Source organism: Mycobacterium sp. SM3041, assembly GCF_039668335.1.
Classification (GTDB): Bacteria; Actinomycetota; Actinomycetes; order Mycobacteriales; family Mycobacteriaceae; genus Mycobacterium.
In genome coordinates this window covers 98,003-122,182 of sequence record NZ_JAYXBQ010000017.1, presented here as the reverse complement: position 1 = coordinate 122,182, position 24,180 = coordinate 98,003, and the positions used below count along the sequence as shown (strand labels likewise).

24 protein-coding genes and 1 pseudogene are annotated in these 24,180 nt (G+C 66.5%); 13 read left to right on the top strand and 12 right to left on the bottom strand.

Annotation, left to right across the window (positions count from 1 at the left end; genetic code table 11):
* The coding region (locus VXD91_RS05600) for a hypothetical protein (RefSeq protein ID WP_346414883.1) at positions 1–1,549 on the top strand (1,549 nt) is incomplete at its 5' end.
* 12 nt (positions 1,550–1,561) lie between these two features.
* Here VXD91_RS05600 and VXD91_RS05595 read toward each other — a convergent pair.
* The 5 genes from VXD91_RS05595 to VXD91_RS05575 are packed head-to-tail and all read right to left on the bottom strand — an operon-like array spanning position 1,562 to position 5,727.
* Positions 1,562–2,305, bottom strand: coding sequence for a potassium channel family protein (locus VXD91_RS05595; RefSeq protein ID WP_212808144.1), 744 nt, complete (start codon positions 2,303–2,305; stop codon positions 1,562–1,564).
* A 37-nt stretch (positions 2,306–2,342) separates the two neighbouring features.
* Complete coding sequence (locus tag VXD91_RS05590; RefSeq protein WP_346414882.1) at positions 2,343–3,242, bottom strand: aldose 1-epimerase; 900 nt, start codon at positions 3,240–3,242, stop codon at positions 2,343–2,345.
* A 14-nt stretch (positions 3,243–3,256) separates the two neighbouring features.
* The gene (locus VXD91_RS05585) at positions 3,257–4,423 is read right to left on the bottom strand and encodes an FAD-binding oxidoreductase (RefSeq protein WP_346414881.1); all 1,167 of its coding nucleotides are present in this window, start codon (positions 4,421–4,423) and stop codon (positions 3,257–3,259) included.
* The gene (locus tag VXD91_RS05580) at positions 4,423–5,046 is read right to left on the bottom strand and encodes a CYTH domain-containing protein (RefSeq protein WP_346414880.1); all 624 of its coding nucleotides are present in this window, start codon (positions 5,044–5,046) and stop codon (positions 4,423–4,425) included. The genes VXD91_RS05585 and VXD91_RS05580 overlap by 1 nt, the downstream gene beginning before the upstream one ends.
* Positions 5,047–5,061: 15 nt before the next feature.
* Complete coding sequence (locus tag VXD91_RS05575) at positions 5,062–5,727, bottom strand: GAP family protein (RefSeq protein ID WP_346414879.1); 666 nt, start codon at positions 5,725–5,727, stop codon at positions 5,062–5,064.
* Between the two features lie 187 nt (positions 5,728–5,914).
* On the opposite strand from VXD91_RS05575, the gene clpB reads away from it, so the two are divergent.
* A complete protein-coding gene (clpB, locus tag VXD91_RS05570; RefSeq protein WP_346414878.1) occupies positions 5,915–8,461 on the top strand; it encodes an ATP-dependent chaperone ClpB in 2,547 nt (848 codons plus the stop codon).
* Between the two features lie 159 nt (positions 8,462–8,620).
* Here the strand turns inward: clpB and VXD91_RS05565 are convergent, their stop codons facing one another.
* Entirely contained in the window at positions 8,621–9,697 is a 1,077-nt protein-coding gene (locus VXD91_RS05565; protein ID WP_346414877.1) for a dihydrodipicolinate reductase, read from the bottom strand.
* 4 nt (positions 9,698–9,701) lie between these two features.
* Positions 9,702–10,691 (bottom strand): Rieske 2Fe-2S domain-containing protein, encoded by a 990-nt coding sequence (locus VXD91_RS05560; protein WP_346414875.1) that lies wholly within the window; start codon positions 10,689–10,691, stop codon positions 9,702–9,704.
* A gap of 69 nt (positions 10,692–10,760) precedes the next feature.
* On the opposite strand from VXD91_RS05560, the gene VXD91_RS05555 reads away from it, so the two are divergent.
* The 5 genes from VXD91_RS05555 to VXD91_RS05535 all read left to right on the top strand — a co-directional run bounded on the left by VXD91_RS05555 (position 10,761) and on the right by VXD91_RS05535 (position 15,019).
* Positions 10,761–11,366 carry a TetR/AcrR family transcriptional regulator gene (locus tag VXD91_RS05555; protein ID WP_133427982.1) on the top strand — a complete coding sequence of 202 codons (606 nt, stop codon included), beginning with the start codon at positions 10,761–10,763 and terminating at the stop codon, positions 11,364–11,366.
* A 66-nt stretch (positions 11,367–11,432) separates the two neighbouring features.
* On the top strand, positions 11,433–12,245 hold the full coding sequence (gene ttfA, locus VXD91_RS05550) for a trehalose monomycolate transport factor TtfA (RefSeq protein ID WP_064857537.1): 813 nt from the start codon (positions 11,433–11,435) through the stop codon (positions 12,243–12,245).
* Between the two features lie 25 nt (positions 12,246–12,270).
* Complete coding sequence (locus VXD91_RS05545) at positions 12,271–13,182, top strand: hypothetical protein (protein WP_346414874.1); 912 nt, start codon at positions 12,271–12,273, stop codon at positions 13,180–13,182.
* Entirely contained in the window at positions 13,175–13,849 is a 675-nt protein-coding gene (locus VXD91_RS05540) for an RNA methyltransferase (protein ID WP_060999472.1), read from the top strand. Before VXD91_RS05545 ends, VXD91_RS05540 begins: the two co-directional genes overlap by 8 nt.
* Positions 13,850–13,864: 15 nt before the next feature.
* Complete coding sequence (locus tag VXD91_RS05535) at positions 13,865–15,019, top strand: glycoside hydrolase family 76 protein (protein WP_346414873.1); 1,155 nt, start codon at positions 13,865–13,867, stop codon at positions 15,017–15,019.
* A gap of 1 nt (position 15,020) precedes the next feature.
* On the opposite strand, the gene VXD91_RS05530 is transcribed toward VXD91_RS05535, so the two are convergent.
* Positions 15,021–15,338 (bottom strand): DUF732 domain-containing protein, encoded by a 318-nt coding sequence (locus VXD91_RS05530; protein WP_060999477.1) that lies wholly within the window; start codon positions 15,336–15,338, stop codon positions 15,021–15,023.
* 264 nt (positions 15,339–15,602) lie between these two features.
* Here VXD91_RS05530 and VXD91_RS05525 point away from each other — a divergent pair, with 264 nt between their 5' ends.
* The 3 genes from VXD91_RS05525 (at position 15,603) to chrA (ending at position 17,521) form a co-directional block, all read left to right on the top strand.
* On the top strand, positions 15,603–15,785 hold the full coding sequence (locus VXD91_RS05525; protein WP_060999479.1) for a hypothetical protein: 183 nt from the start codon (positions 15,603–15,605) through the stop codon (positions 15,783–15,785).
* 84 nt (positions 15,786–15,869) lie between these two features.
* The gene (locus VXD91_RS05520) at positions 15,870–16,325 is read left to right on the top strand and encodes a lipoprotein LpqH (RefSeq protein WP_346414872.1); all 456 of its coding nucleotides are present in this window, start codon (positions 15,870–15,872) and stop codon (positions 16,323–16,325) included.
* Between the two features lie 38 nt (positions 16,326–16,363).
* Complete coding sequence (gene chrA, locus VXD91_RS05515) at positions 16,364–17,521, top strand: chromate efflux transporter (protein WP_346414871.1); 1,158 nt, start codon at positions 16,364–16,366, stop codon at positions 17,519–17,521.
* 7 nt (positions 17,522–17,528) lie between these two features.
* On the opposite strand, the gene VXD91_RS05510 is transcribed toward chrA, so the two are convergent.
* Entirely contained in the window at positions 17,529–17,882 is a 354-nt protein-coding gene (locus VXD91_RS05510; protein ID WP_060999484.1) for an Rv2640c family ArsR-like transcriptional regulator, read from the bottom strand.
* 99 nt (positions 17,883–17,981) lie between these two features.
* On the opposite strand from VXD91_RS05510, the gene VXD91_RS05505 reads away from it, so the two are divergent.
* Together VXD91_RS05505 and arsB are read left to right on the top strand one after the other, a co-directional pair.
* Positions 17,982–18,407 (top strand): ArsI/CadI family heavy metal resistance metalloenzyme, encoded by a 426-nt coding sequence (locus VXD91_RS05505; protein WP_346414870.1) that lies wholly within the window; start codon positions 17,982–17,984, stop codon positions 18,405–18,407.
* Positions 18,404–19,872 (top strand): annotated as a pseudogene (gene arsB, locus VXD91_RS05500) (ACR3 family arsenite efflux transporter). The gene VXD91_RS05505 and the pseudogene arsB overlap by 4 nt, the downstream one beginning before the upstream one ends.
* Here arsB and VXD91_RS05495 read toward each other — a convergent pair.
* Together VXD91_RS05495 and VXD91_RS05490 are read right to left on the bottom strand one after the other, a co-directional pair.
* Complete coding sequence (locus VXD91_RS05495; protein WP_346414869.1) at positions 19,869–20,918, bottom strand: oxygenase MpaB family protein; 1,050 nt, start codon at positions 20,916–20,918, stop codon at positions 19,869–19,871. The pseudogene arsB and the gene VXD91_RS05495 sit on opposite strands and share 4 nt — an antisense overlap.
* A 17-nt stretch (positions 20,919–20,935) precedes the next feature.
* Positions 20,936–21,568: a TetR/AcrR family transcriptional regulator gene (locus VXD91_RS05490; RefSeq protein ID WP_060999488.1), complete on the bottom strand. Its 633-nt coding sequence runs from the start codon at positions 21,566–21,568 to the stop codon at positions 20,936–20,938.
* A gap of 66 nt (positions 21,569–21,634) precedes the next feature.
* On the opposite strand from VXD91_RS05490, the gene VXD91_RS05485 reads away from it, so the two are divergent.
* Positions 21,635–23,542 (top strand): acyl-CoA dehydrogenase, encoded by a 1,908-nt coding sequence (locus VXD91_RS05485; protein WP_346414868.1) that lies wholly within the window; start codon positions 21,635–21,637, stop codon positions 23,540–23,542.
* On the opposite strand, the gene VXD91_RS05480 is transcribed toward VXD91_RS05485, so the two are convergent.
* Complete coding sequence (locus VXD91_RS05480) at positions 23,539–24,063, bottom strand: DUF1254 domain-containing protein (RefSeq protein WP_346414867.1); 525 nt, start codon at positions 24,061–24,063, stop codon at positions 23,539–23,541. The genes VXD91_RS05485 and VXD91_RS05480 overlap by 4 nt on opposite strands.
* Positions 24,064–24,180 lie beyond the last annotated feature (117 nt).

Here is a 24,180-nt window from a genome sequence, read left to right as displayed (position 1 = left end):
CGTTCAGATTGGTGAACTCGTCGCTGGCTTTGATGCGGTCGCGAACCAGCGCATTCCGTACGGAAAGTTGCCGCCTCGTGCGCGGAGTTTGTACGCATCGCGCTACACAACGTGGTCCGACATCGCCGAAACGACGATCGCCGAACTGCTTGAATCTCGATCGAGCGGGGTCCGTACCGTCGCGTCGATCGTGGCAGCAGCACATGACGCAGTGAGCCAATTGGCGGACTCTGTGGACGGTCCTCAACCGTCGCTTGCAGACGGGCTCGATCGATTGGTGGCTGGCATCGGGGAGCGCGACCACCACGTTCTGCGCGCTCGAGCATGGGGATCCACTCAAGTCACTCAAGAGCGACTCGCCGAAGAGCTTGGTGTGCACCCGACCTGGTTGTGGCGAAACGAGAGCCGGATTCGGTCGCGCTTCGCGGAACTACTCAGCGAACCTGGCCACTTTCGGATCCGGCAGTCGGCAGATGAATTGCGCCGCAGGCTCGGCATCTATGTGCCGCGAGAAACAGTCGAGTCAGAGATTCAGCAGCTGGGGCTAGAGCCGACGAGCGAAGCCGCCCGGCTGTTGCTGTACGTCGCCGGGCCGTACAAGGAGCATGGGGACTGGTTCGAAGATGCGTCGCAGGGCGGACTTCGACGGGTCGATGCTTGTGTCCGGAGGCTCTTTCGTGGAAGGTACGCCCAGACCCTGGAGACACTGGCTGGGGAGTTCACAGCCGAAGGGATGCGGCGAGATGCAGTGCCTCCGTATTTGGACACGCTGGCACTGAGCAGGATCGGCGGCGCCTACCTGCCGCCGCGCTCTGGGCTCAGGGCCAAAATCGTAGTGGCATTGGACGCTGCTGGGCGGCCGATGACTGCCGAAGAAATCAGCGACATGGTGGGGGATTCGGTCAGCGCCAAATCTGTACTGAAAGCGTTGCACGGCAACGACACATTTAGGCGAACGAGCCGAACTGGATGGGCCTTGGCCGGGTGGAGTTATCCCGAGTACGGCGGCATCGCGCAAGAACTGACCAACCGTATCGAGGCTGCCGGCGGGCGGATGCCGGTACGGACGTTGCTTGACGACATGCTCAAGGCATTCCCGGACATCAAGGAAAGCTCAGTCCGTACGTACCTGGCGACTCTGGCGTTCGTAACCGAACGGGGCATGGTGCGTTGCCGACGCCCCGAAGACGCATGGCCATCAATACCTTTACTGAGCACCGTGCCTGGCGCAGTTCGTCAGTCCGACGGCAGTATCCGAATCGCAATCCCAGTCACCGCACAGGTTCTCCGAGGTTCGGGCTTATCGATCGATCCACCTGTCGCGCAGGCGATTGGCGTGACGCCGGGGAACCGCCGTGACTTCGAAACATCCTGCGGGTTCGTCTCCGTTGCATGGGCACTGTTCGAGCCCGCTGCGCCCAATATGGGATCAATTCGCCGTCTCGCCAAGGCCGCTGGAGCTCGCCTTGGTGACTCTCTGGTGCTGACCTTCGATCCAAACGCGGGCACGCTACGCGCTGTGTGTGGCCAACGGAACGAGGGGGATTAGCTGTGAGGCGGCTCAGTTGACCGGAGTTGCATCTCCACTCACCTTGTCGCGCAACAACTCCCGTAGTTGCGCGATCTCACCCCGCAGGTCTTCGATGTGCGCCGCCGTCACGGCGTCTTGTTTCTGATCGTCGATCGAAACGCTCTGCACGATCCATGACGCGATGGTCGCCGTGATCGAACCGACCAGGCTGATACCGCCGATCATCATGAGGCTGGCCATGACTCGGCCGGTGGTGGTGACGGGGTACATGTCGCCGTAGCCGACGGTGGTGATTGTGGTCATCGCCCACCACACCGCCAGTCCGAAGCTCGTGATGTGGGCGTCGGGCGCACCGCGTTCGGCTTCGTACACCGCCAGCGCCCCGACGTACACCAACAGCACGGCGCCCGAGATGGTGTAGATGATCACCTTGCCGCGGATGGCGTTGCCGATGGCCTTCTGCAGGGCACCGACGAGCACGACCAGCCGGAGTAGACGAAGCGGCCGCAGCAGCGGCAGCAGCACGACGGCGAGGTCGACCAGATGCCGGAAGAACCACTGCCTGCGGTCGGGGGCCAGATAGAGCCGCGCCGCGTAGTCGGCCGTGAACACCGCCCACGCCAACCAGGTCACCAGGGTCAGGAGCCGGGCGAGCAGGCCCGTCGGCTGGACGAGGACCTCGATGCTGTACGCGGCCAGGAACAGGGCGGCGACGGCGGCCAGGGGCCACTCCGCGCGGTGTTCCCACCGGTCGAGGCGGTCTTGCGTATCCACGTCAGAAAGTGTGCGGCACCGGCCGCGATTTCGGAACTCAGTTGACCGTGATCGAGAACCGCGCTGTCGCCGGTCGCCCCGGCGCCGCGACGCGGTAGCCGCCCCGGCGCAGCGCGTCGGTGGGCGCGGCCATGGGCTCGATGGCCACCAAGGCGTCGCCGGGCGGCGCGAACAGTTGCGCGGCGGGGTAGCCGGTTTCGAACGTCACCGCGATCCGGTGGTCGCCACCACTGAGGATGAACTGCGCGCCGTCGGGCACTTGGTCGAAGCCGTCGTCGTAGGCGGTGTCGCCGAGCGGCGCGGACTGCGCCGGCCACGGCTCGACAGCACCGGACGGCAACCCGCGATCATCGGTCGGAAGGTGCCGCATCGCCGGCGTCTCCAGTACCCAATCCTCGCGGGGCACACCCGGAATGGTCAGGTACGGGTGGTACCCGAAGCACAGCGGCACTGCCGCGGAGGCCGACGGCCGGACGGTCGTCTCGACCGACAGGACACGACCCACCAACGTGGCCCGTTGCGTCAGCACATGCGGGAACGGGAACGACGCCAACAGGCCGGGCCGGTTGAAATCGACTGCGGCGGTGACAGAATTCGCGGACTGCTCGACGATCACCCAACCCGGGTACGCGGCCAGGACACCGTGCATGGGTGCGCCGTGCGGGTCGGTGCGGACACCGCCGGAGCCGGGCGTCAACGTGACGACGCCACCGTCGACGTCATAGGTGTTGGCGCCCAACCGGTTCGCCCACGGATACAGCAGCGGGATGCCCATGGTCTTGGCGTTCGCCAGGTAGGCCTCGAGGCCGCGGCGCTGGCCGAGGAACTCGAGATCGCCTTCGGCGAACGACGTGCCGATCATGCCGGCACCGGGGACGAACGTCGCCGTCATCGCGGACTCGGGGTCGCGCAAGACGACGGTGTCGAGTTCGGCCATCGATTCCTCCAGCGTCAGTGGGCCAACGGGTCGTGCTGAATACGTTCTGGTGGTGCGCCTTTGGCGATCAGGGCGGCTTTGGTCGCCGTGACCATCGCGGGTCCGCCGCACAGCAGGATCTGCCGGTCGCCCCAGCTGCCGTAGCTCGTCACGACGTCAGCCAGCAGCCCGGTCTGCCGGACGTGCAGCCCGCGCGGCGGCGTCACATCGGGATAGTCGGCGGCCCACGGCGGGTCGGTGGAGTACTCGGATACCGGCGTGACGGACAGCCACGGATTGGTGGCCGCGATCTCCCACAGGACACGCAGGTCGTACAGGTCGCAGGGGTAGCGCCCGCCGAAGAACAGATGCACGCGCGGATTCTCGGCCTCGCGGCACAGATTCATCAACAGCGCCCGCAGCGGGGCCAGTCCGGTGCTGCCGGCCACCATCAGCACATCACCGTCGGAACGTGAAACATGCAGTCCGCCATGGGGATTGGACAGTCGCCAGCGGTCGCCGGGTGCGGTCTGGTTGACGATCGCGGTGCTCACCATGCCGCCGCTGACGGAGCGGACGTGAAACTCGATGGCGCCGCTGGCATCTGAGGGCATCGAGGGACTCAGGTGTCGCCAGCGTCGCGGCCACTGCGGCACCTGCACCGCGACGTACTGCCCGGCGTGATACGGCAGCGCCTGGTCGAGCTGCAGTCTTACCACCGAGACATCCCGGGTGACGCGCAGATGCTCGACGACGGTGCCGTCGACATAGGGCGGTGTCTGTTCGGCATCGGCCGCGCCGCGCATGACGCCGACGATCAGATCGACGGCATGCGTGGTGGCCTCGGCGACCCGGGCATCCCAGCGGTCGCCGAGTTCATCGCGCAGGGTGGTCAGCAGCGCGTCCTGTAGCGCCGCGTAATGCTGATGTCCCACACCGTATTTGCGGTGATCCCGGCCGAGCTGGGCCAGGAATGCCACCGGCTCCTCTGCCCGCTGCTCGATGAATTCGCCCAGCACCCAGAACAGCGCCTGGCTGAAGGCGGTGCGCTGGGCGGCCAGGTCCGGTGGGAAGAGGTCGCGCGCCGACAGGTCGCCGGCGAACCACCGGGTGTAGAAGCGGCCGATCACGTCGTCCCCGCCGCGCGCAGGGTCGACCACGGCCCGCACCGTCATCAGCGCTTCGCGGTCGTCAAGTCCCATCAGGCATCGTCGAAGTGGTTCTGCCCCAACGTGTTGACGAAGCTGGGGCCCAGCCGGTCGAGTTCGCGCCGGTGCGCGTCGGCCCACGTGCCGTACGGCTGGTGGGCCAGGTACTCGTTGCGGAACCGGTCGTCCTCGGACACCTCGGTGACGCAGAACGTCGGGATCGCGAGGTCGACCACCGGTCCGCCGCGCTCGACCTCGGCCAGCAGGAGCGGGGCATTGCCGCCGGTGAATCGGTCGATGATCCAGCCGTCCTCACCCAGCCACACCGAGTACCGCACCTTGGTGACGACGTGCTCGGCGCGACGGACGATTTCGCCGGCCACCAGCGGATCGAGTTCGCGTTCGGCCTCATAGCGGGTGCCGCCGGTGGCCGGGCCCTTGGCGGTCATGGTGCCGATCGAGTCGCTGCCGATGGCGTCGATGAGGTCCACCGCCGGATCGCTGAGATCGGCCGGAGCGGGGCCCTGGACGCGGACCCGGACGGCATAGCCATCGGACGCGAACAGGTAGGCCTGCACGATCAGGGCAGGGCTCGGGTCGGACGCTGTGACAGCGGGCAGGTCGCGGACGAGGAACTTTCGTTCGAACTCGAAATCGCCGAAGCCGGACTCGGACATGGTTAAACGGTAGTCCTAGAGGTGGCTCAGGCCCTTGTAAGCCACGAGAAGTCCGATGACGATCAGGATTCCGGCGACCAGTACCGCGTGTTGGCGGTGCAGCCAGGCGCCGAGGCGGGCCATGGCCGGGTCCAGCCGCTCGCCGGCGGCGGCGTAGGTCAGGATCGGGATGGCGACCGAGCTGCCCGCCACCACGGTGAACCACAGCACCGACGCCAAGGCCGCCGCGTGGGGGAGTTCGTCGGTGCTGATCGCCAGTCCGGCGGCGACGCACATGAACAGCACTTTCGGGTTCACGAGCGCGAGCACCGCGGCGGTCACGAAACCCCGGGCGGGGGTGACGCTGGTCAGCTTCCGCATCCAGGCCGGCTCGGGCGCGTCGTGGTTGCGGTTGGCCCACCGGTAGATGCCGAAGACGACCAGCAGGACGCCGATCACGATGCGCACCCACGACGCCGTCGTCGACGGATGGCCGGCCTCGGGCATGAGGCCGGACAGCTGGACGAAAACCCCGGTGAGTACGCCGATGGCCACGAGCCAGCCGGCGAGAAACGTCAAGCCGGTGATGCGGGCGTGGGGGGAGTGCAGCACCAGGACCGCGGGAATGATCGACAGTGGAGAAAGGGCGATCACCAAGGCGAGGGGAATCAGTTCGGTCAGGACCGAAGCCCAATCTGTCATGCGTGCACCCCTTCGCGGTCGCGACAAGTATGCCTTCACCGACAAGGGGCATTCGGACAGCGTGGAAAAGGACTTGTGGCGGTATTGAAAATTGGTCGGAATTTTCTAGACTTGAGCGGAACAGACTCAACCTTGACGACGTTGAACTCAGCGACAAGCATTTTTCTGTAGACGAAAGGGAGGTGTCGTGGACTCGTTCAACCCGACCACGAAGACTCAGGCGGCGCTGACCTCAGCGTTGCAGGCGGCGACTGCCGCCGGAAACCCGGAGATCCGTCCGGCGCACTTGTTGATGGCTCTGCTGACCCAGAATGACGGCATCGCCGCGCCTCTGCTGGAGGCCGTCGGAGTCGAGCCCGCCGCCATCCGGGCCGAGGCCCAGCGGCTGATCGACCAGCTGCCCAGTGCCAGTGGCGCCAACTCGACGCCGCAACTGTCTCGTGAGTCGGTGGCAGCCCTGACGGCTGCCCAGCACCTGGCCACCGAGATGGACGACGAATACGTCTCCACCGAGCACCTGCTGTACGGCCTGGCCAGTGGCGACTCCGACGTCGCCAAGCTGCTGGTCAACCACGGCGCCGCGCCGCAGACCCTGCGCGAGGCGTTCGTGAAGGTCCGCGGCAGCGCCCGCGTCACCAGCCCCGACCCCGAGGGCAGCTACCAGGCGCTGGAGAAGTACTCCACCGACCTGACCGCACGCGCCCGGGACGGCAAGCTCGACCCGGTCATCGGTCGCGACAACGAGATTCGTCGTGTCGTGCAGGTCCTGAGCCGGCGCACGAAGAACAACCCCGTGCTGATCGGTGAGCCCGGCGTCGGTAAGACCGCGATCGTCGAGGGCCTGGCCCAGCGCATCGTCCAAGGTGACGTGCCGGAGAGCCTGCGGGACAAGACCGTCATCTCCCTGGACCTCGGCTCGATGGTGGCCGGCGCCAAGTACCGCGGTGAGTTCGAAGAGCGGCTCAAGGCCGTCCTCGATGACATCAAGAACTCGGCGGGTCAGGTCATCACCTTCATCGACGAGTTGCACACCATCGTGGGTGCCGGCGCGACCGGCGAGTCCGCGATGGACGCCGGCAACATGATCAAGCCCATGCTGGCCCGTGGCGAGCTGCGGCTGGTGGGTGCGACCACTCTCGAGGAGTACCGCAAGTACATCGAGAAGGACGCCGCCCTGGAGCGCCGCTTCCAGCAGGTGCTGGTCGGTGAGCCGTCGGTCGAGGACACCGTCGGCATCCTGCGCGGCCTCAAGGACCGCTACGAGGTGCACCACGGTGTGCGCATCACGGACTCGGCTCTGGTAGCCGCGGCGACTCTTTCCGATCGCTACATCACGAGCCGCTTCCTGCCGGACAAGGCCATCGACCTCGTCGACGAGGCCGCGTCCCGGCTGCGCATGGAGATCGACTCCCGGCCCGTCGAGATCGACGAGGTCGAGCGACTGGTCCGTCGCCTCGAGATCGAGGAGATGGCGCTGTCCAAGGAAGAGGACGACGCGTCGAAGGAGCGGCTGGAGAAGCTGCGCTCGGAGTTGGCCGACTACAAGGAGAAGCTCTCCGAGCTGACCACCCGGTGGCAGAACGAGAAGAACGCCATCGACATCGTCCGCGAGCTCAAGGAACAGCTGGAGACGTTGCGCGGTGAGGCCGACCGGGCCGAGCGCGACGGCGATCTGGCCAAGGCTGCCGAGCTGCGGTACGGCCGGATCCCCGCGGTCGAGAAGCAACTCGACGCGGCGCTGCCCGTTGCCGAGGCCCGCGAGAACGTCATGCTCAAGGAAGAGGTCAGCTCCGACGACATCGCCGACGTGGTGTCGGCGTGGACGGGCATCCCGGCCGGCCGCATGCTCGAGGGCGAGACGGCCAAGCTGCTGCGGATGGAGAGCGAGCTGGGCAAGCGCGTCATCGGCCAGGCCGAAGCGGTGGTTGCGGTGTCCGACGCCGTGCGCCGGGCCCGGGCCGGGGTCGCCGACCCCAACCGCCCGACGGGTTCGTTCCTGTTCCTGGGCCCGACCGGTGTCGGTAAGACCGAGCTGGCAAAGGCGTTGGCGGAGTTCCTGTTCGACGACGAACGCGCGATGGTCCGCATCGACATGAGCGAGTACGGCGAGAAACACTCGGTGGCTCGTCTGGTCGGTGCCCCTCCCGGCTACGTCGGCTACGACGCCGGCGGTCAGCTGACCGAGGCGGTGCGGCGACGCCCGTACACGGTGGTGCTGTTCGACGAGGTCGAGAAGGCCCACCCGGACGTCTTCGACGTGCTGCTGCAGGTGCTCGACGAAGGCCGGCTGACCGACGGTCAGGGCCGCACGGTCGACTTCCGCAACACCATCCTGATCCTGACGTCCAACCTGGGCGCCGGAGGTACTCCGGATCAGGTGATGGCGGCGGTGCGTGCCAAGTTCAAGCCGGAGTTCATCAACCGGCTCGACGACGTGCTGATCTTCGACGCGCTGAACCCGGACCAGCTGGTGTCCATCGTCGACATCCAGCTGCAGCAGCTGCAGAAGCGGCTGGCTCAGCGGCGCCTCCAGCTGGAGGTCTCGCTGGACGCCAAGAAGTGGCTGGGCGACCGTGGCTTCGACCCGCTGTACGGTGCGCGCCCGCTGCGCCGGCTGGTGCAGCAGGCGATCGGCGACCAGTTGGCCAAGAAGCTGCTGGCCGGCGAGGTGCACGACGGCGACACCGTCCCGGTGAACGTCAGTGAAGACGGCGAGAGCCTGGTGCTCGGCTGAGGCTCAGGTAGTTCCCGAGTAGACGTGAAAACCCCCTATTTTCTTGGAAATAGGGGGTTTTCGCTTGGGGTGCGCAACAGTGCCGACGAAAAGTGCATGAGTTCAACCGGACTGCCATCAGGTGCCTAGTGATTGAAGCTACGTACTTTTCGCTGAGCGTCAGATGTTGAACCGCCCCGCGAAACCGCGTAGCGGCACGTCGGCGCTCGTCAGTAGTCCGGGCGGGGCCTTGACCACCGAGGCGATGACGTTGAGCGCGGGCAGCCCCGTCACGGTCATGCCGATCGAGGCGAAGTTGTCCGGATTCGACAGGTCCACACCGGGTTTCGGGTAGATCATGTGCTTGTTGTAGACGCACGGGTCGCCCTTGATCTGAGTGATGTAGCAGCCCTTGATGTTCCAGCTCGGGTCGGTGTGCGGTGTCATCTGCCATTCCAGGTGCGTCTCGATGCGCGGCACCCCGTCGACCATGCCCTGGTACTTGATGTAGTTGCCGCCCAGGGAGCCCTTCGGCAGCGTGTACCAGCCCAGGTCGACGTCTTTGGTGCAGGCGCCGAGTTCCGCGCTGAATGTCACCTCGTCGAGCTCGAGCCCGAAGCAGTCGGCCATCATCAGCACACTGTCGGCGAACACCCGCGTGTACTTCTCCAGTTTCGCCGGGATCGACGGATCATCAACGGGCAGGCCGTATCCCACCTCGATCCAGGTGTCCTTGCTGTGGTGGCACGACACGTCGACGGATTCGATGGTGGTGACGTTCTCGATCTCGGCGACGTCGGCCGAACACACCACGCCCAGGATTTGGTTGACGCCGGGATTCATGCCGGTGCCGTAGAACGTCGACCCGCCCTTGGCGCAGGCCTCGGCCAGCAGCTGCGACACCGGCTGGCCCGAGGGATGCGGGTGGTTGGTGTCGCGGTGCCAGCCGGTGATCCAGTCGGCCGTCGTGACGATATTGATGCCGGCCTCGAGGACTTTCACGTACAGGTCTTCGTCGGGGAAGACGCCGTGGAAGGTGAGCACATCGGGTTTCGCGGCGATGATGTCGTCGACCGAGCCCGTGGCGATGACGCCGATCGGCCCGATCCCGGCGATCTCCCCGGCGTCACGACCCACCTTTTGCGTTGTGTAGCAATGTAATCCGATCAATTCGAGATCGGGGCGCTTGCTGATGCGCTTGATCATCTCGGTTCCGACGTTGCCGGTCGCCACCTGGAAGACGCGAATCTTGGACATCTGGTCAGCCCTTCGGGGTTTCGGGATAGAACTGCATGGCCCACTTGCGGATCGCCGTGAAGCCCTCGTATTCGGCGGTCGCCAGCGCCGGCGGATCGGAGTAGCGCTGGTGCGACCAGATGTGGATGTCCTGGGTGAACTGGCGGATCACCTCGTCGCCGAAGGCGGTGGCGCGCTCTGCGGCGCGGGGACTGTCTTTGCCGGGGCTCCGGCCGATGTAGACCATGAACCGCACGTCCGAGGTGGACTCGTCGACGGGTGTGACGGCCGAGATGGTGCGGTTGTCGATCATGCCCCAGCTCTTGGTGACGGCGATGCCGAGACCGCCGTTGATCGCCTCGACGCCGCTGCGCACGTCGTCGATCGACTGCTGGTCGCTGCCCTCGAACGTGATGGTGAAGTCGACGTAGGAGATCGGCGCCGCGAAGTCGTGCCGGGTGAACACAGGCACGATCGGGGTCTGGTGCACGAACTTGAAGTGCGCGAAGTCGACGCCGTTCTCGAGGACGTACTGCGGATGCAGTTCGAGGGTTTCGCGGAACAGCCGCTGCTGCGGGTAGTAGTCGGCGGCGCTGCTGCCGTCGTGGAATGACGCGAACACGTCGGGCGCCTCGAAGAACGGCTCGCGGCCCTCGACGTCGTGCCAGATGTAGATGGCCTCGTTGCGCTCGGTGACGGGGTAGGTCCGGATTCGGCGGCCGCGATTGGGCCGGTCCTGGTACGGGATGCAGACGTTGTGGCCGGCGGCGTTCCACTGCCAGCCGTGGAACGGGCACTGGATCGTCTCGCCGACAACATGGCCGCCGAAGCCGAGGTGCGCGCCGAGGTGCTCGCAGTAGGCGTTCATGACGGTGACGGCGCCGGACTCGGAGCGCCAGGCGACCATCTCCTCGCCGAAGTACTTCATGGCGTGCACCGCGCCGACTTGAACCTCGTCGGACCAGGCGACCTGGAACCATCCCGTCGGCTTCATCGGCAATTGCGGTTTGGCCATGACGCGAATCGTAGGGGGTTCTGTGAAACTTTGAAAGAGGGTTCGTTGAAACTGCGCTAATCTCGGACGATGACCGCCGCGGCACGACGAACCAACAAGCGCGGTGACGCCACCCGGGAGAGCATGTTGGAGGCCGCGCGCAAGGCGCTGGCCACGGGCGACCCGGGTGCGGTGTCGGCCAACCGGATCGCCAAGGAGATCGGCGCCACCTGGGGCGCGGTGAAGTACCAGTTCGGCGACATCGACGGCTTCTGGGCCGCGGTCCTGCGCCGCACCGCCGAGCGCCGCGCGGGCATGCTCAGTCATCACGACACCGGTGCCACGCTGCGGCAACGCGTCGCGACCATCATCGACCTGCTCTATGACGGCCTGACCATCGGCGACTCGCGAGCCATCGAGAATCTGCGCGCGGCGCTGCCGCGGGATCACGCCGAGCTGGAACGGCTCTACCCGAAGACCGCCGCGGAGTTGTCGTCATGGGGCCGGAGCTGGCTGCAGACCTGCCGGCAGGCCTTCGCCGACCTGGACGTCGACCCAGAACGGGTGCGCGAGGTGGCCGCATTCATCCCGGGCGCCATGCGCGGCATCGCTTCCGAGCGCCAGCTCGGCACCTACACCGACCTCGACGTGGCCCGCAGGGGGCTGACGAACGCGATCGTCGCCTACCTCAAATAGCATGTGACCAGCTTGTGACCAATTCGAGTTCGAGCATTTCGGGTACCAACCAGTAGGCTTGGCCCGATGGTCCCGCTCTGGTTCACACTTTCTGCACTCTGCTTCGTGGGTGCGGCGGTGCTGCTGTACGTCGACATCGACCGTCGACGTGGCCTCGGCAGGCGCCGCAAGTCATGGGCTAAGTCGCACGGGTTCGACTACGAACACGAGACTCCCGACCTGGTCAAGCGGTGGAGCCGCGGCATCATGTCGACCGTCGGTGAGAACGTGCACGCCCGCAATGTCGTGCTCGGGCAGATTCGCGGCGAGGCCGTGTTCATCTTCGACCTCGACGATGTGGCCACCGTCATCGCCCTGCACCGCAAGGTCGGCACCAACGTCGCCGTGGACGTCCGTCTCAAGGACATCCCGGAGCCGCGGGAAAACGACATCTGGCTGCTCGGCGCCATCGGTCCCCGCATGGTCTACTCCACGAACCTCGATGCCGCCCGTCGCGCCTGCGACCGCCGCATGGTGACGTTCTCGCACACCGCCCCGGATTGCGCCGAGGTCATGTGGAACGAGCAGAACTGGACGCTGGTGTCCATGCCGATCACCAGCACCCGTGCTCAGTGGGACGAGGGTCTGCGCACCGTCCGCCAGTTCAACGACCTGCTGCGGGTGCTGCCGCCGGTGCCGTCCGGCCAGAGCAGCGTCGCCGGCCAGGCCGTCGCCCGCCGCAGCGGTTCGCCGAGCCGTCCGCTCAGTGCCGGCCCCATGCGGCAGAACGAACTGCCTGCCGGCCGCAGCAACCAGGCCCCCGGCCGCGCCGACATCGGCCGCTACACGCAGTTCGCTCCGGCCCGGAACGGCCGCCCCGCGCCGAATTATCAGCGCTGATTCGCCTGCGGCTAACCTTGGCCGCATGTCTTTTCGCAGGCTGGCCTCGCGGCTGCTGATTGTGCTGCTGGCCGGTGTGCTGGTCGCCTGTTCGGGCGACGGTGCCGCCAACTCCGTCATCTTCGGTGCGCCCAGCGTCAAGGTCGGTGAGTCGCAGACCCTGCTGGGCTGGAACGTCTCGGTGTCCAACCTGCGCTTCCAGGATGATCAGGTGCTGATCGACGTCGACCTGGCCGCGGCGAAAGCCGGCGGCGAACACGCCAAGCCCGAGACGCTGCGCTTCGGCCTCTATGGCGCACTGGCGCACCCCCTCGAATCGAACCTGATCGGCGGCTGCGCCGGCGTCCCCAGTCTCAAGATCAATCCCGCCGTGGTGCAGAACCCGGACAAGGTAACGGGCACAGTCTGTTTGGGTCCGATGCGCGACCAGACCCAGGTTCGTGGCGTCTACCTCTACTCGCCCGCCGACCGGATCAAGGACACCACCGTCGCCTACGGTGCGGCGTACCCCGTCGGCCTGACACCGACCAACGAGTCCGACACCGGGCTCACTCTCAAGGCCACCAGCGTCGACGGGTTCCGCGCCGACGGCGGGCAGCTGATCCCCGCGGCGCTGGGCGATCCGGCGGCGTTCACCGGCAAGGGCTACATGCTGCTCGGCCTCGAGATCGGTGGTCTGGCAAGCAGGTACAAAGATGACTCGGCCAAGCGCGGCGGGCCGTTGATGATCGCGGTGGCGCCGACGCTGCCGCCGCCCGGGCTGTCGCACCTGTGTGACGTCTACGGTGCGACGCTGCTGGTGCTGCCGGATTCGAAGGTCGGGGCCATCAACACCCGCGCCTCGCTGTGCACGCAGGGCGACATCAACCAGGCGCTGCTGTACGCCACCGTCACCGTGGTGGGAACCCGTGCGGCGGTGTGGATTTCGCGTGAGTGATCACGTCGCCGACCACCCCGATCACACCGACGTGCCAGGGCCCACCGAGTGGGGCGCCGGGCCCGGCGTCGGCCCCTGGCCCGGTGAGCTGCCCGACGACCCGCGTTATGACCCGGAGTTGTTGCGCGAGGGCGACACTCGCAACGTCGTCGACGCCTACCGCTATTGGACACGTGAGGCGATCATCGCGGACATCGACCAGCGCCGGCACCCGCTGCACATCGCGATCGAGAACTTCGGCAACGACGCCAACATCGGTGCGGTGGTGCGGACCGCCAACGCGTTTGCGGTGGACACCGTGCACATCGTCGGCCGCCGGCGGTGGAATCGCCGGGGCGCCATGGTGACCGACCGCTACCAGCGGCTCCTGCACCATGCCACCACGGCGGAATTGCTGGCCTTCGCCGACGAGAAGGGCCTGACTCCGGTGGCCGTCGACAACGTGCCCGGCTCGGTGCGGCTGGAAGAGACGACGCTGCCGCGCGAATGCCTGTTGATCTTCGGGCAGGAGGGACCGGGCATCACCGACGACGCCAAGACGGGGTCGATGATGACGGTGTCCATCGCGCAATTCGGCTCGACGCGGAGCATCAATGCCGGCGTGGCCGCCGGCATCGTGATGCACACCTGGATCACGCAACATGCCGGACTGGATCGGGCCTGGTAGGGCAGGATAGAACGCATGGATCAGCGTCCGGTGGAGCGCAGCGACGGGGATGCAGTCTGGGCCAACCGTGCGGCCAGCGCCGAAACGGCTGTGTTCAACCGGCATATCCGTCGGCTCTGGGGGATACCCGGAACCCAGCTGGGCGTCGTGGCCTGGCCGTCGACGCGTGCCGACCGGCTGTTCAAGAGCTGGGACTACTGGTGGCAGGCGCATCTGCTGGACTGCATGGTCGACGCGCAGCTGCGTGACCCGCAGGAGTACCGCGTCGCCCGCATCAGCCGGCAGATCCGTGGACATCGACTGCGCAACAACGGGTCCTGGACCAACAACTACTACGACGACATGGCCTGGCTGGCGCTCGCCCTGGAGCGTTCCGGCCGGCTGGTCGGCGTGGGCCGGCCCAAGGCGCTCAAGACGTTTGCCGACCAGTTCCTCAATGCCTGGGTGCCCGAGGACGGCGGCGGCATCCCGTGGCGGAAGCAGGACCAGTTCTTCAACGCCCCGGCGAACGGCCCGGCCGGGATCTTCCTGGCCCGCCACGACCGCCTGCGGCGGGCGCAGCAGATGGCCGACTGGATCGACGGCACGCTGATCGACCCCGATACGCACCTTGTGTTCGACGGCATCAAGGGCGGCTCGATGGTGCGCGCCCAGTACACCTACTGCCAGGGCGTGGTGCTGGGCCTGGAAGTGGAGCTGGCCGTGCGCACCGGCGATCCGCGGCACGCCGAGCGGGTGCACCGCCTGGTGGCCGCGGTCAAGGACCACATGCTCGACGACGGCGTCATCAGGGGTGCCGGCGGCGGCGACGGTGGCCTGTTCGGCGCCATCCTGGTCCGGTACCTGACGCTGGTCGCCACCACGTTGCCCGGCGATACCGAGGACGACGACGCGGCCAGGACGACTGCCCGCGAATTGGTGCTGAAGTCGGCGCAGTCGGCGTGGGACTACCGGCAGTCCGTCAACGGCATCCCACTGTTCGGCGCGTTCTGGGACCGCACGGCAGAGCTGCCGAAGGACTCCGGCGAGACAGCGAAATCGGTTGACGGCGCGGTGAATTCATCCGACATTCCGGAACGCGACCTGTCGGTGCAGGTGGCGGGCTGGATGCTGATGGAAGCGGCCCACGCCCTGAGCGCCGAGACAGAGACAGAGGCCGAGGGGCCCTGACCTACTGTCCCTTCGGCGTCAGCTCGCGGCAGTACGCGTAGATGGCCAGCCCGCCGAACTTGACGGCGTCGTCGTTGGACAGGTTGCCGGCGTTCTTCTTCAGGTAGCTCAGCGCCGAGTTGACGCCCCCGCTGCGCATCGCGCTACAGGTGCCGTGCGCGAGCTTGATGGCGGTGCTGTTCGGCATCAGGATGCCCTTGTCGTGCACCGCTTGCAGGAACATGGGGTCGACGTCGTCGGCGTGGGCGGGAACGGCCATCACGATGGCGACTGCCGACGAGGCCGCCGCGAGCAGAGCTGCGGTGCGAGTGCGTTTCATCCGGATCTCCCATGCAAGATCGATTTGCTGACAGGCTACGCGAGGCCCGCCGATCCGGGGCGGAGTCGCTTGCCGACGAACCCAGGAATTTCTTCAGCAACGTCAGCGTCATATACTTAGATCGCATATTGCATTTTGATTTTTTGCTTATTTCGGAGGATGGCTATGGCCACGATGAAGAAGATTGCGTCGACTACAGCACTTGCAGCAAGCCTGGGAGCTGCGTTTTTGGGTTTCGGTGCGGGTATTTCCGAAGCTGCGCCGGTGACTGACCCGGCCATCATCCCGATGGACCGCGGCCACGGCCACGGCCACGACGACTGGGACGACCACGGCCGCGGTTGGGGTGGCCCGGGTTGGCGCGGTGGCGGCTGGGATGGCCCTGAGGTCTACGTCAACCTGCCTTGCGTGACCGGCCCCGCCGGGATCGTCACCGTCTGCCCGTAGCTCGTCGCCGCGGACGATTGATCTCCTCCGCTCCGGGGAACCCCTGGCGTTGTACCGCCAGATATCCCGATGCGAAGGAGGAGAATGTTGGTACGCAAGAGTGTCGTGATCGGTGTGGTCGCCCTTGGGCTGGCCGGTTGCTCCACGGAGAACTCCCAACCGAATGCCGGCTCGCCGAATACGGGCCTGCGCGCGCCGCAGGTCATCGTCGATGGACAACAACGTGCCGTGAGCGGCGGAGTGACCTGCCACCAGGCGGGTGACAACGTCACGATCGGGATCGGCGACGTGTCCAGCGGCGTGGGTGCCGTGGTGACGACGAGCGATCCGCCACAGGTTCGTACCGTCGGGCTCGGCACCGTCGACGGTGTCGCGCTGGGATTCACGAGCTCCGAGCCTGGCGAGTCGGACAACGCCGTGGCCGCCGTGCGGGGCAAGTCGTACGCGATCAAGGGCACCGCCAGCGGCAGCGACCTGAGCAATCCGCGGTCGCCGCAGCAGGTGAACAAGAGCTTCGAGATGGACGTCGCCTGCCCGTAAGGTGCGCGTTGCGGCGTGACCCGCCAGGATGATTGGTCGTGACCACGCCCGCAGAGGATTCACCGCCCCGAGTGCCTTTGGGCACTGTCCTGCGGGAGTGGGGCACCATCGGCTGTATCGGTTTCGGTGGCCCGCCCACGCACATCAGGTTGTTGCGCAGCCTGTGCGTGGAGCGGCGCCGCTGGATCGGTGCCACCGAGTTCGAAGACGCGATCGCCACCTGCAACCTGTTGCCGGGGCCGGCGTCGACGCAGCTGTCGATCTACTGCGCCTGGCGCGTCCGCGGCAGGCTGGGTGCGCTGGTCGGCGGCGCCGCATTCATCATTCCCGGGCTCATCGTCATCCTCGGGCTGGCGGCGTTGTTCCTGGCCGGTTCGCCGCCGCGGTGGGTGCTGGCGACAGGTGCCGGAGCGGGCGCGGCAGTGGCTGCCGTGGCCGTGCACGCGGGCGCCGCATTGATCCCCGCCAGTTGGCAGCGGCGCACCAGTTCGGTCTGGTGGCCGGTGTACCTCGTGGCCGGTGCGGTCGCCGCCGCGCGGCTGGGACCGTGGCTGGTTGTGGTGCTGTTGGCTTGTGGCGCAATCGAATTGGCACGGACGACGACGCTGCCCCGGTCCGGTGCACGCAGCATGCCGGTCCTGGCGCTCCAGTCCCTGACGCTGGGCACGTTGGGTTCGCTGTGCTGGGTGGCGCTGAAGGTCGGTGCGCTGTCGTATGGCGGCGGCTTCGTCATCATTCCGCTCATGCAGGCCGACGCCGTCGACCACTACCACTGGATGACCGGGGCGCAGTTCCTCAATGCCGTTGCGCTGGGCCAGATCACGCCGGGACCGGTGGTGCAGACCGTCGCTGTCGTCGGCTATGCCGCCGCCGGATTGCTCGGTGGGGTGCTGGCCTCGGTAGTGGCGTTCAGCCCGTCGTTCCTGTTCATCCTGTTGGGCGCCAAGCACTTCGACAGGATTCGCAGCAACAGCTATGTGCGCGCCTTCCTGGACGGCGCGGGTCCGGCCGCCATCGGCGCGATTCTGGGTTCGGCCGTGCCGCTGGCCATGTCGATCAGCCAGACCTGGCAGTACGTCGTCCTGGCGGTGGCGGTGGTTGCGGTGTTCAGCCGGGTAAACGTCGTGATCACGTTGCTGCTGGCCGCCGTGGCGGGCGTCCTCGCCACCTCTCTGGGCCTGCCGCTGCCGAGCTGATCGGCGGTCAGCAGCAGTTCGGGTCGAGCACCCGGCACAGCGCGGCGAGCGCGTCGCGCCGCGGGGTGTGGTGCACGTTCATGCCCTGACGTTCGGAGATGACGAACCCGGCGGCCCGCAGTTGGCCGAGGTGGTGACTGACCGTCGATTCGGCCAGGCCCACCACGGCCGCAAGGGAGCCGGTGGTGCAGGGCTCGCCACAGGTGAACAGCAGCGACATCAGTTTCACGCGCGCGGGGTCGGCGAGTGCCTTGAGCCGCATGGCGAGGTCGAGTGCGGCGGCGTCGTCGGTCGGGCTCGCGGCCACCGGGGCGCAACACAACGGTTCCGACATGTCGATCACGGGCAGTGCCTTGGGCATGCCACCGATGCTACCTCAGCTTGTTGACATATATCGAAAAGGTGCGGTAGAACTGTGCTACGGATTTCGATATACGTCACATACCTCAGGAGGTCTGCCATGTCTCGTGTCCAGCTCGCTCTGAACGTCGACAACCTCGACGAGTCGATCGCTTTCTACCGCAACCTCTTTGGCGCCGAGCCGGCCAAGGTGAAGCCCGGCTACGCGAACTTCGCGATCGCGAATCCGCCGCTCAAACTGGTGCTGCTCGAGAACCCGGGACACGGCGGGTCGATCAACCACCTGGGTGTGGAGGTCGAATCCAGCGACGCCGTGCACGCGGAGATCGCCCGCCTCACCGACGCAGGGATGTTCACCGAAGAGGAGATCGGCACCACCTGTTGCTTCGCCACGCAGGACAAGGTGTGGGTGACCGCCCCCGGCGGGGAACGCTGGGAGGTCTACACCGTCCTCGCCGACAGTGACACCTTCGGCGCGGCCCCGAGTGGATCGGACGATGCGGTGTGCTGCGGGGCGCAGGCATGACGCAGACCGCTGACGCCGCTCCGGCGACAGCTCGACTCTCGACGCTCGACCGGTATCTGCCGGTCTGGATCGGGTTGGCGATGGCGGCCGGGCTCTTGCTGGGCCGCTGGGTCCCCGGACTGGACGTCGTGCTGGAAAAGGTTCAGGTGGACGGCATTTCGCTGCCGATCGCGCTGGGCCTGCTGATCATGATGTATCCGGTGCTGGCCAAGGTCCGGTACGACCGGCTCGACACCGTCACCTCCGACCGCAAGCTGCTGGTGTCGTCGCTGGTGCTGAACTGGCTGCTCGGCCCGGCTTTGATGTTCGCCTTGGCCTGGCTGTTCCTCGCGGACCTGCCCGAGTACCGGACCGGACTCATCGTTGTCGGTCTGGCGCGGTGCATCGCCATGGTGATCATCTGGAACGACCTGGCGTGCGGCGACCGAGAGGCCGCGGCCGTTCTGGTGGCGCTCAATTCGGTGTTCCAGGTGCTGATGTTCGCGGTGCTCGGCTGGTTCTATCTGTCGGTCCTCCCGGGCTGGTTGCATCTGCCGCAGACTTCGATCGCAACGTCGCCCGGCCAGATCGCGAAATCGGTCCTGATCTTCCTCGGCATCCCGCTGGCTGCCGGCTACCTGTCACGTCGTCTCGGGGAAAACGTCAAGGGCCGCACCTGGTACGAGTCGACGTTTCTGCCCCGGATCGGGCCGTGGGCACTGTACGGGTTGCTGTTCACCATCGTGATCCTCTTTGCGCTGCAAGGGCATCAGATCACCACTCGCCCATGGGACGTCGCCCGTATCGCGCTCCCGCTGCTGGTCTACTTCGCGATCATGTGGGTCGGTGGTTACGTGCTGGGAGCCGTCCTCGGACTCGGCTACGAACGCACCACGACGCTGGCGTTCACCGCGGCGGGTAACAACTTCGAACTGGCCATCGCCGTGGCCATCGCGACGTGGGGCGCGACCTCCGGCCAGGCCCTGGCCGGCGTCGTCGGGCCGCTGATCGAAGTGCCGGTTCTGGTAGCGCTGGTGTATCTGTCGCTGGCGCTGCGGCCGCGGCTGAGGAGTGTGCCCGCATGAGCCCCAAACCCAGCGTGCTGTTCGTCTGCGTGCACAACGCCGGCCGGTCGCAGATGGCGGCCGCGCTGTTGACTGAGCTGTCCGACGGGCAGATCGAAGTACGTTCTGCGGGAACGGCTCCCGCCGATGCGATCAACCCGGTCGCGGTCGCGGCCATGGCCGAACTCGGCATCGACATCACGGCCGAAGCGCCCAAGGTGCTGACGGCTGACACGGTGGAAGCGAGCGACGTGGTGATCACCATGGGCTGCGGTGACACCTGCCCGTACTTTCCGGGGGTGTCCTACCGGGACTGGAAACTCGATGACCCGGCGGGGCAACCCATCGAGGCCGTCCGGCCCATCCGCGATGCCATTGCCGAGCGGGTCCGGGACCTGGTCGCCGAACTGCTGCCGCGCTAGGCGAGACTCCCGAGGTACGCCTGCGACTCGATCAAGCCCTCGTCGCTGGGAGCCTGCCCTTCGCCGAACACCCGTTGCTGCTGCTTGGCCCGCAGATCGTGGTGTGCGTCAGCGGGTTTGACGAATCCGTAGCGGCGGCGCGCCTCTTCTGGAGTGAACACGGCATCGGTGATCGCCGGGATGCCGAGGATGTACGGCGCGGCCACCTGGGTCACCGACGGCGCGATCAGCTGCGCCACTGCGAGTTTCAGCCGTGGGCTTCGATCGACGATGCCGTAGGCAACCTTGAGTACCGGGCGCACGGCGATGTCGACGACGCGGGGCTGGTCGAAACCGCTGAGCTTGCGCATCCAACGCGGCATGGTGGCAATCGTGCCCGCGCGCAGGACGAGGTTGATGAGCTCGACGACCGGCTTGAGCGCCCACGGCGCCGGCGGCAGTACGACCTTGGCGTTGAGCAGGTGGTCCATCATGGCGCGGGCCGCTTCACTGACCGCCAGATGTGGGCGCATCTCGTCGAAGTACGCGCGAACACCGGCGCTGGTACGCGGTACGTCGGCCGGGTCGCAGGTCTGGAATTCGGCCGCGACGGCGCACTCTTCCCAGTACTGGTTCTCTTCCTCGGGGGTGAGCTTGCCGCCGCCGTACATCTCGTAGGCGGTCAGTACCGAATGCCATCCGGTCAGCAGGATCCACAGCTGTGAGTGCGGGTTGTTGGCGTCGTACTTGTTGCCGCTGACCGGCTCTGTGCCAATCGCTTTCGAGTGCACCTTCACCAGCACGTCGGCGGCCTTGACCACGGACTCGCTGTCGCCGAACGCGACAGTTGCGAAATACCGGACGGTGCGGTCATACCGGGTGCGCGGCCGGTCGTAGTTGGCCTGTGTGGCATCGACGGCCGCGATCAGCGACGGGTCGAGTTCCTCGACCACGACAGCGCGCTGCAGGCCCGTCACCGGAGTGGTGGTGTGTCCCCATACCTTCCAGGTGACGGTGCCGGGGCCGAAGAAGCCGTAGTCGGCGAGGGGTTGCACTGGCTGGGGCACGACTTACTCCTTGATCGTCAGGCCGCGGCGAACGCGCGGCACATGAGTCGTCCGTAAAACTCACCGAGACTGTCAGCGTCCCAGTCATTTTCGGGGTCGAGTAGGGACCGGACCGCGGCCTCGCTGGAGGACACGAACAGTTCGGTCAGAATCGGCATCTTGCGATTGAGGTCGGTGGTCTGCCACCACGTCGTCAACGCCGGCGCGATCCAGCGCGAAGAACTTCTCGCGAGCGCGCGGCGGGTCTCGGCGACCATGTCGGCGACCGCCGGATCGGCGTGCGCCAGGTAGACGAAACGCCAGGTGTTCGGTTGGTCCTCGACGGCATGCAGCAGCGCGCGGTACCCGTCGATGAATGCGGCCTCCGGATCGTCGCCGCGGCCGGTGTGGAGAGCGGCCAGCAGGGTCTCGCGAAGCGAGTCGCCCTCTCGATCCAGCAGCGCGGCAAGGAGTTCCACCCGGTCCTTGAAGCAGGAGTAGATGACCGGCCGGGTGACGCCGAGGTGGCCGGCGACCGCCCCGATGGTCACGGCCGCGGTGCCGGATTCCGCGGCGATCTGGAGCGCGGCGTCGAGAATCTGCGGCCGCCGGCGCTCCGGGCCCAGATGGGCTGCCCGTTCCCGGGTCTTCGTTGCGGCGTCGTTGGCCATGAACCGAATGTAGCAAAATTATTCTTGTTTGAATAATTGTTCTTCATCCTTGTAGGATTACTCGGCATGACCATGCTCAACCCGCACAAGCCGGACTTCGCCGACTTCGACGAGCGGACCCAGCAGATCTTCATCGCGACCATCGAGTTCTTCGAGAGCCACGGCAAGGCCTGGCTGACGCAGCAGGACCGCGATCGCGTCTGGTACGCGGAGTTCATCGAATTCCTCAAGAAGGAACAGGTTTTCGCGACGTTCCTGACGCCGGCATCGGAGGCGGACGGTGACCCCGACAAGCGCTGGGACACCGCACGCAACGCGATGTTCAGCGAGATCCTGGGCTTCTACGGCATGCAGTACTGGTACGTCTGGCAGGTCACGATCCTGGGGCTCGGCCCCATCTGGCAGTCGTCCAACACCGCGGCCCGTAGGCGCGCTGCCGCGCTTCTCGAGGCCGGTGAGATCTTCGCGTTCGGACTGTCGGAGAAGGAGCACGGCGCGGACGTGTACTCCACGGACATGGTGTTGACTCCGGTCGACGACGGCTACCGCGCGAACGGCGGCAAGTACTACATCGGGAACGGCAACCTGGCGCGGATGGTGTCGGTGTTCGGCCGCCGTGCCGACAAGCCGATCCTGGACAGCTCGACAGCGCTGGACGGCGGTAAGCCCGACGAGGATTTCGAGGGGTATCTCTTCTTCGCGGCCGACAGCCGGCACGACGACTACAAGCTGCGCAAGAACGTCGTCAACGGCCAGATGTACGTCGCCGCTTTCGATCTGGAGGACTACCCGGTCTCCGCCGACGACATCCTGCATGCCGGCAAGGGCGCGTTCCATGCCGCGATCAACACCGTCAACATCGGTAAGTTCAACCTGGGGTTCGGCGCGATCGGCACCTGCGAACACGCGATGTACGAGGCGATCACGCACGCAGAGAATCGAATCCTGTTCGGGCAGCACGTCACCGAGTTCCCGCAGATCCGGCGCATGCTCACCGAGGCATATGTCCGGTTGGCCGGGATGAAGCTCTACAGCGAGCGGGCCATCGACTACATGCGGTCGGCATCCGCGTCCGATCGTCGCTATCTGCTGTTCAACGCCATCGAGAAGATGACCGTCACCCGCGAGGGCGAGAAGATCGTGACGCTGTTGTCGGACACCATCGCCGCACGCGGTTTCGAGAACGACATGTTCTTCCCGATGGCGCTGCTCGGTTCAGTCGGCCTGCCCCGCCTCGAGGGCACCGTCCACGTCAACATGGCGCTCTCGCTGAAGTTCATGCAGAACTTCATGTTCCGTCCCGCCGATGCGGGCCTGCTGGCGCTGCAGCAGCTTCCCGTCGAGTACTCGCCGAACGCGGCGACGCGGGCCGTGGCCGACAGCCTGCGGGCCGCGGGTTCGGCCCTGGTGCCACGGATCGCGCGGATTCCCAAGGCTCCGAAGGCATTGCGCACCGAAGAGTTGCCGCACGTGCGTCGTCGCAGAGACTTCACAAACGATGACTTCCTGTTCGCGCAAGGTCCCAGCCGCGGCCTGGGCCGGGTCGGCTTCGCAGACTGGCGCGGCATCCTTCAGGAGTTCGCTCATCTACCGAACGTCGCGGTCTTCCTCAAGCAGGCCAACGGTTTCCAGACGCTGCTCGCGGCGGCCACGCCGACCGCCGCGCAGCAGGACGACGTCGACTTTCTGTTCGCGATCGGTGAGCTGTTCACCCTGTTGCCCTATGCGCAGCTGATCCTCGAGCAGGCCGCCATCGAGGGCACCGGCGACGACATGCTGGACCAGCTGTTCGAAGTGCTCGTCACCGACTTCTCCCGGCACGCCACCACGCTGCACTGCAAACCGACCGCGACCGCGGCGCAGAAGAAACTCGCGCTGGATCTGATCGCGGAACCCGTGGGCGACCCGGCACGCCTGGAGCGCATGGTCCGTACGGTGCGGGACCTGGCTGGTCGTTACGAGATGGCGCCCTAGTCGGGCACGAACTGAGTTACGTAGGCACTCAACGGAACCAGCGAAATCCGGTCCAGCAGCTCTTGCGCCGCGGCGCGGTCCTCCGCCGTGTTCGTGCACTCGACACGGCCCAGCAGCCAGATGATCGGCGCGAGTGAACGATGTTCGGTGACACCGGTGGGCAGTTCGCCGTTCCAGCTCGGGCCGGTGATGGCATACGTCTGCGGCGTCGTCCAGGCGACGTGCTCGTCGGCGTCGTCGAAGACATCGGCCCGGCCGGAGAGCACCTGGAACAGATAGCTGCGGTCGGCGGCGTCGGGGAGAGTCAGCACCCAGGGCTCGGTGTTCACGTCAAGGAAGCGGTCGACATACATGGCGTCGGTTGGGCTCGATCGCATGAGCTGCTGCAGCGGGCAGCGGCGTGATGCGGTCTCGCCCTCGGCGCGGTAGGCGCGGCGTCCTGCCGGTCCGGCCAGGATCACCAGTGCGGCGACGGCGATGGACAACGTGCCGCACCACGGCAGGACATCGGCTGCTGACATGACGGCCGTAGCTCCAATCCGGGTGGGGCCCATGGTTTGTCGCGGGCCGGGTTCGGTCCGCACATCCACTGTGCAGGACGGCGCTGCCCGAAGTCTTGACACCTAGAGACTGATTCT